Here is a 7,483-nt window from a genome sequence, read left to right as displayed (position 1 = left end):
ACCACGGCAATGACCGCGGGCAGCACGGCGAGCAGGGCGAGGGCGGTCGGCAGCGTCGTCAGGGAGCTGAGCAGGCCGACCAACGGCGGACCTGCGACGAAACCGGCATAGCCGAGCGCCGTCACCAGCGCAAGGTCGGCCCCGGAGCGGCCGGGCGCGCTGCGCGCCCCGACGGCCGAGAACAGTGTCGGAGCCAGGACGGAGACACCCGCCCCGGCGACCACGGCGCCCACCAGGGCCAGCGCCGGAGCGGGGGCGAGAGCGAACAGCAGCGTTCCAAGAGCCAGGCCGCCGGCACCGGCCCCGACGACCACCGCCTCCGTGCCCGGCCGGGCCAGCAGCTGGACGGCGAACCGCCCGGCCGCCATGGCCCCGGCGAACAGGCCAGGACCGAGCCCCCCGACCCAGGGCGGTGCCCCCAGCGAGCGTTCGAGGTGCAGCGCGCTCCAGGACTGGATCGCGTCCTCGACCAGGTACGCCGCGGCGGTCAGCAGGCCGAGCAGGAGCAACGCGCGGGCCAGGCGCAGCCGACGGGCACCCCCGGGAGCCTGCGGATGGGGGCTGCGTCGGTAGGCGGGCTGCGTCACCGCCACGACGGCGATGAGGACGAGCGTCGCGCCGAGGACGGTCGGGGGGCCGGCGCCGAGATCGCGCGCGACGCCCGCCGACACACTGGTCAACAGCATCCCCAAGGAGAAGCAGCCGTGTGCGCCGGCCATCAGCCGGCCGCTCTCCAGCCGCTCCCATGTGGCGGTGGCGGTGTTGATCAGGACGTCGAGCGCGCCAGAGGACGCGCCCAGCACGAGCAGGGCCAGGACGAGCGGCAGCAGGGACCCGGCGAAGGCGGGCAACAGCGCCGCCGCGGCGAACGACAGCAGCGCGGGAGGCAGCAGCCGGCGTGCTCCGTGTCGGTCCATCAGCCGCCCGGCCAGCGGCATCGCGGGGAGCGCCCCGACCGCGATGGCGCCCAGCGCCAGGCCGAGCTGACCGTCCGTCACGCCCGCCTGTGCACGGACGTCGGGCAGGGTGGCCGCCCAGGCGCCCCAGAACGCGCCGAAGGCGCTGAAGGACAGCAGCAGGCCGCGCCGCTCGGCGCGCGCAGCGGCAGCCGGCACCGGAGCGGTCACCTCGACGCGGACATCCACGAGGCGTACAGGCCGGCGTAGACGCCGTCCTGCTGCACCAGCTCGGCATGCGGACCGCGCTGCACGACCACACCCGCGTCGACCACCAGCACCTCGTCGGCAGCCTCGGCGGTGGACAGCCGGTGCGCGATGACCAGCGTGGTCCGGCCACGCGTCAGCGCGTCGAGCGCACGCTGCAGCCGCACCTCGGTGGCCGGATCGACCGCCGAGGTCGCCTCGTCCAGCACGAGCAGGTCCGGATCGGCGAGGTAGGCGCGGGCGATCGCCACGAGCTGCCGCTCACCCACGGACAGGCTCTCTCCCCGCTCGCCCGCCTCGGTACGGACGCCGCGCGGGAGCGCCTCGACCCACTCGGCCAGTCCCAGCGCGTGGAAGGCCCGCTCGACGTCCTCGTCGCTCGCGCCGCGGCGGCCGTACCGCACGTTGTCGGCGACGGTGGCGTCGAACAGGAAACCGTCCTGAGGGACCAGGACCACCCGCGAGCGCAGCGAGTCGAAGGGAACGTCGCGCAGCGGGACCCCGGACAACAGGACCGTTCCGCGGGTCGGGTCCATCAGCCGCGTCAGCAGCTTGGCGAAGGTCGTCTTGCCGCTGCCGGTCTCGCCGACGACGGCGACACGGGTGCGGGGGGCGATGTCGAGGGTGACCTCGTGCAGCACGTCGGGTCCGCCGGGGTAGGCGAAGCTGACGCCGGCGAAACCGACGCTGACCGGGCCGGGAGGCAGCGCGCGACCACCCTCCCCGGGGTCGGCGACGTCGCTCGGGGTGTCGAGGACGCCCAGGACGCGGCGCAGTCCGGCGACGGCATTCTGCGCCTCGTTGAGCACCTCGGTCGCGACCTGCACCGGCTGAACGAAAAGTGTGACGAGGAAAAGGAAGCCGACCAGCCGGCCGGTCGTGATCGAGCCGTCGACGCCCAACAGCACCCCGACGACGACGACGGCGCCGATCGCGACGGCAGCTGTCAGCTCGCCGGCGGAGAAGGTGACCGCGCTGATCTTCTGCGCCTGCGTCTGCGCTGCCCGAGTGGCGTCGACGGCGGCGTCGATCCGCTCAGCCGTCCGCCGTTGCACCGCGTAGGCACGGATGACCTGCGCGCCCACGACGGATTCGGCGACGGCGCCGAGCATCTGGCCGACCCGCTCCCGCACCACACGGTAGGCGCTGTGCAGCCGCTGCTGGAGCGAGCGCACCGCGAAGACCAGCGGCAGGAAGCAGGCGTAGACCACCAGAGTCAGCTGCCAGGACCACAGCAGCATCACGACGGTCGCGAGCAGCAGTTGGGCGGCCGAGACCAACACGAGCAGCCCGCCCCACTGCATGAAGGTGCTCATCGTGTCGACGTCGCTGGTGACCCGGGAGACCAGCGAGCCGCGGCGCTCGGCCGCCTGGTGCAGCACCGACAGGTCGTGCACGCGCCGGAAGGCGCGCACCCGCAACGAGGCCAGGCCGTTCTCGGCGGTCCGGTAGAGCCGCACGTTGGTGAGGTAGCTGGCGTAGGCGGTCACGGCGACAGCGACCGTCGCGAGCCCCACCGCGACACGCACCAGATCGAGGTCGGGCTGTCCCCCGGACAGCCCGTGGTCGATCGTCTGCTGGACCGCGACGGGCACGACGACCCGGCCGCCGGTCGCGACGAGTGCCAGGAGCAGCGTGACGGCCAGGCCCTCCCGGAACTCCGGGGTCAGCCGCAGCCCGTGGGCCAGTGTGGCGAACGAGCCGCGCTGTGCGGTGCGGCTGTCGACGCTGCCGGGCCCGGGTGCGGCGGTGCCACTGCCGGGCCCGGCGGCAGCGGTGACCGTCATGCCCGCACCTCGTCGGCATCCGGCGTGTCGGCCTGCCGCTGCGCCTCCACCCGCTCGTAGGCGTGCACCAGGTCCTGGTAGCCCGCCGACGTACGCAGCAGCTGCTCGTGCGTGCCGCGACCGGCGACCCGGCCGTCCGCCACGAAGACGACCTCGTCGGCCAGCGCGATCGTCGCCGTGCGGTAGGCCACGACGACGACGGTGCTGGGCGGGCCGGAGTCGTCCTGCCCGAGCCTCCGCAGCCCGGCCAGGATCCGCTGCTCCACGGTCGGGTCGACGCTGCTGGTCGCGTCGTCGAGGACCAGCAGCCGCGGCCTTCGCACGACGGCCCGGGCGAGCGCGAGGCGCTGACGCTGACCCCCGGACAGCGTGGTGCCGCGCTCGCCGACGACGGTGTCCAGCGCCTGTGGCAGCGCGGCGACGAATCCGTCCCCCTGCGCCAGCCGGAGGGCCGCCCACACGTCCTCGTCCGGCAGCGCCGCGCCCAGCGTGATGTTGCCGCGGACCGTGTCGTCGAACAGGAAGGTCGACTGCGGTACGAGCGCGGCGACGCGGGCCAGCGCCCCCGGGGCCAGCTCGCGCACGTCGAGATCGTCGTACGCGACCGTGCCGCCGTCCGGGTCGAGCAGCCGGACCAGAACCGAGGCCAGGGTGGACTTGCCCGAGCCGGTCGCACCGACGAGCGCGACGGTACGGCCCGGCCGGACGTCGAAGGCGATCTCGCGCAGCACCGCGGCCTCGCCGTAGGAGAAGGTCACCGCCTCGACGGTGAGCCCGGCCGGGCCGCCGCCGGGCAGGACCCGGGCGCCGTGCTCCTGCCGGCCCGTGGCGGTCAGGACACGCTGCACGCGGTCCCAGCCGACGACGCTGCGGGGCAGCTCGTTGAGCACCCAGCCGATGGCCCGTACGGGAAAGGCCAACAGCGTGAACAGGTAGGCGACCCGGACCAGCTCTCCGGCGGACAGGTCGCCGCTGCCGACGCGGCTGGTGCCTGCGAGCAACACGGCGAGCACGCCGAGGGCGGGCAGTGCCTCCAGGACGGGGTCGAACAGCCCGCGCACCCGGCCCACGGCGGTCATCGTGTCCCGCAGCTCCAGCGACGTCGCGCGGAAGCGGGCGGTCTCCTCGTTCTCCCGGCCGAGCGTCTTGACGACCAGCGCGCCGTCGAACGACTCGTGGGCGATGCCGCTGACCTCGCCGCGCAGCTGCTGCGCACGGGTCATCAGCGGTGTCATCCGGCGTGCGTAGACGACGGTCAGGACGGCGATCGAGGGAAAGACCACGGAGCCGACCAGCGCGAGCACCGGGTCGGTGCCGAAGAGCAGAGCCAGCGTTGCGACGAGCATGACCAGCACACCGACCGCGAAGGGGAAAGGGGCAATCGGGTGCCAGGTCGCCTCGACGTCGCTGTTGGCGTTCGACAGCAGCTCACCGGTCGGGTGCTCGGCGTGCCAGGACAGCGGCAGCTCGAGGTAGCGGCGGGTGACCCGGCGGCGGTAGGCGGCCATCAGCCGGTACTGCATGATCCCCGCACCGAGCCGGCGGGCGATGATGCCCACCACCTTCAGCACGGCCACCAGCATGATCGCGAGGAACGAGATCGCGAGAGCGGCGACCGCGACCCGGCCGTCCTGGATGCTCGGGACGATGACCCGCTCGGTGATGGCACCGAAGACGTAGGCCTGCGCGATCGTCGTGAACGCGAACAGTGCGCTGCCGACCGTGGAGATCGCGAAGATCCGCGGCTCCTCCTTGACGGCCTGCCACAGCACCCACAGCCCGCGCCGGATGACCGCTGCGGGCATCGGTGCAGGCGCCGCAGTCACGACGTGAGGAGCGCCTGCGGCGCCCACACGATTCCCCGGCGGGGCGTTCCCCCTGTCACACGCGGACCGGGTGCCCCCGCTCGCGCAGCTCGTGCTTGACCTGGCCGATCGTGAGCTGTCCGAAGTGGAAGACGCTCGCGGCCAGCAAAGCGTCGGCCCCCGCGTCGCAGGCCGGTGCGAAGTCCGCGAGCCGGCCGGCTCCCCCGCTGGCGATCACTGGGACGCTGACCCTGCTGCGCACGGCCCGCAGCAGCTCGAGGTCGTAGCCGGCGCGGGTCCCGTCGGCGTCCATCGAGTTGAGCAGCACCTCGCCGATACCGAGCTCCTGGGCCCGTTGCACCCACTCGACCGCGTCGATCCCGGTGCCGCGCCGGCCACCGTGGGTGGTGACCTCGAAGCCGCTGGGCGTCGCCCCGGGGCCGGCCCGGCGGGCGTCGACCGACAGCACGAGGACCTGGTTGCCGAAGCGCTCGGCGATCTCGCGCAGCAACTCCGGTCGGGCGACCGCGGCGGTGTTGACGCCGACCTTGTCCGCGCCGGCCCGCAGCAGCCGGTCGACGTCGTCGGCCGAGCGCACCCCGCCGCCGACGGTGAGCGGGATGAAGACCTGCTCGGCGGTCCGGCGCACCACGTCGTACGTCGTCTCGCGGCTGCCGCTACTCGCCGTGATGTCGAGGAAGACCAGCTCGTCGGCGCCCTCGGCGTCATAGACGCGGGCCATCTCGACCGGGTCGCCGGCGTCCCGGAGCTGTGCGAAGTTGACGCCCTTGACGACCCGGCCGGCGTCCACGTCGAGGCAGGGGATGACCCGGACGGCGAGGCTCACGGACCGCGACGCTACCCGGGTCGGCGGGCCCCGGTCAGCTGGTGTGGTGGACCTCCTGCAGCCGGTAGACCGGCGTGGGGATGTTCTCCTGCCGGGCCTTGAGCTGCAGGGCGAGGTAGAGCGAGTAGTGCCGGGACTGGTGCAGGTTGCCGCCGTGGAACCACAGGCCCTCCTGCTGGGTCGGCTTCCACATGTTGCGCTGCTCGCCCTCCCATGGCCCGGGATCCTTGGTGGTGTCCGACCCCAGGCCCCACACCTTGCCGACCTTGTCTGCGACCTCACGGCTGATCAGATCGGCGGCCCAGCCGTTCATCGAGCCGTAGCCGGTGGCGTACACGACGAGGTCGGCCGGCAGCTCGGTGCCGTCCTCGAGGACCACCGCGGACCGGGTCAGCTCGCGCACCGCGCCCTTGGCCAGCCGGATGCGGCCGTCGGCGACCAGGTCCGAGGCTCCCACGTCGATGTAGTAGCCGGAGCCGCGACGCAGGTACTTCATGAACAGGCCGGAGTCGTCGTCGCCGTAGTCCAGGTCGAAGCCGGCCTTCTCCAGCCGCGCGTAGAACTCGGCGTCGCGTTCGCGGATCGCGTCGTACACCGGGATCTGGAACTCGTGCAGAATTCGGTAGGGCAGCGAGGCGAAGATCATGTCTGCCTTGTGCGTCGTCATGCCCGCGGCAACGGCCTGCTCGGAGTAGAGATCCTTCAGGGCGATCTCCATCAGCGAGTCCGACCGCACGACATGCGTGGAGGACCGCTGCACCATCGTCACGTCCGCGCCGCCCTCCCACAGCGCGGCACAGATGTCGTGCGCGGAGTTGTTCGACCCGAGGACGACGGCCTTCTTGCCGCGGTAGGCGTCCGGCCCGGGGTGGTCGGAGGAGTGGTGCTGCTCGCCGGCGAAGACGTCCTGCCCCGGAAGCACCGGGACGTTCGGCTTCCCGGACATGCCGGTCGCGAGCACCAGCTGCTCCGGACGCAGGACGAGCTGCTCGCCGTCCCGCTCGACGAGGACCTCCCACTCCCCCGCGGTCTCGTCGTAGCGCGCGCTGCGGCAGGTCGTGGAGCTCCAGTAGTTGATCTCCATGACCTTCGTGTACATCTCGAGCCAGTCGCCGATCTTGTCCTTCGGCGAGAACACCGGCCAGTTCTTCGGGAAGTCGAGGTAGGGCAGGTGGTCGTACCAGACCGGATCGTGCAGGCAGAGCGACTTGTAGCGCGAGCGCCACTGGTCCCCGGGCCGTTCGTGCCGGTCGAGCACGACGTGCGACACCCCGAGCTGACGCAGCCGGGCACCGAGGGCAATGCCGCCCTGCCCGCCGCCGACCACCACGACGTACGGCTGACGGGTGCGCCCCAGCTCCGCGGCCTCGGCCTGCCGGGCCTCGAGCCAGGTGATCCGGTCGGGGTTCGCCCCGTGCTCCGCCCCCCTCGGCCGCCGCTCGCTCATCGGCTCCTCGTGACCCTCGAGCTCGTAGAGCGACGTCAGCAGGGTCCACGCCCCCTCGTCGCCCTTGAGCCGGAGCAGCCCGTGGCCCCGACCGGCCGCCGTCCGGAACCCGATCCAGGCCGTCGTGACCCCGTCGGCCTCCTCCGGCGGCTCGGTCACGCAGAAGCCGCGGGGATCGGTGCCGTCGAGGGTGGCCCGCAGCAGGTCGGCGATGCCGTCCCGGTTCTCGACCGTGGTGATGTTCCAGGTGAAGGAGACCAGGTCGCGCCAGAAGCTGGTGGTCGCGAACATCGCCGCGGCGCGCTCCACGTCGCGCGCGACCAGCGCCTGCTCGAAGTCGGTGAGCCAACGGGTGACGCGCTGCTCAGCGGAGGTGGTCGACGGGCTGTCCAGGACGGCGGTCATCGGATCTCCTGCGGGCTCGGGAGGTGCGG

5 protein-coding genes are annotated in these 7,483 nt (G+C 72.8%); all 5 read right to left on the bottom strand.

Annotated elements, in window-relative coordinates; all coding sequences use genetic code 11:
- On the bottom strand, positions 1-1,115 hold a 1,115-nt coding region (locus WD794_02110; GenBank protein MEX2289105.1), incomplete at its 3' end, for an MFS transporter.
- Between the two features lie 8 nt (positions 1,116-1,123).
- On the bottom strand, positions 1,124-2,950 hold the full coding sequence (locus WD794_02105; GenBank protein MEX2289104.1) for an ABC transporter ATP-binding protein: 1,827 nt from the start codon (positions 2,948-2,950) through the stop codon (positions 1,124-1,126).
- On the bottom strand, positions 2,947-4,755 hold the full coding sequence (locus tag WD794_02100) for an ABC transporter ATP-binding protein (GenBank protein MEX2289103.1): 1,809 nt from the start codon (positions 4,753-4,755) through the stop codon (positions 2,947-2,949). The genes WD794_02105 and WD794_02100 overlap by 4 nt, the downstream gene beginning before the upstream one ends.
- 76 nt (positions 4,756-4,831) lie before the next feature.
- Positions 4,832-5,602 (bottom strand): imidazole glycerol phosphate synthase subunit HisF, encoded by a 771-nt coding sequence (hisF, locus tag WD794_02095; GenBank protein ID MEX2289102.1) that lies wholly within the window; start codon positions 5,600-5,602, stop codon positions 4,832-4,834.
- Between the two features lie 34 nt (positions 5,603-5,636).
- Positions 5,637-7,454, bottom strand: coding sequence for an NAD(P)/FAD-dependent oxidoreductase (locus WD794_02090; protein MEX2289101.1), 1,818 nt, complete (start codon positions 7,452-7,454; stop codon positions 5,637-5,639).
- Between the last annotated feature and the right edge of the window lie 29 nt (positions 7,455-7,483).

This window comes from Mycobacteriales bacterium (genome assembly GCA_040902655.1).
Lineage (GTDB): Bacteria > Actinomycetota > Actinomycetes > Mycobacteriales > SCTD01 > SCTD01.
This window is presented reverse-complemented; position numbering and strand designations above follow the sequence as displayed.

Bases quoted from the DNA above. Each gene is read 5' to 3' on its own strand.
- WD794_02090 (MEX2289101.1), bottom strand. From the start codon at position 7,454: ATGACCGCCGTCCTGGACAGCCCGTCGACCACCTCCGCTGAGCAGCGC.
- WD794_02100 (MEX2289103.1), bottom strand. From the start codon at position 4,755: ATGCCCGCAGCGGTCATCCGGCGCGGGCTGTGGGTGCTGTGGCAGGCC.
- WD794_02105 (MEX2289104.1), bottom strand. From the start codon at position 2,950: ATGACGGTCACCGCTGCCGCCGGGCCCGGCAGTGGCACCGCCGCACCC.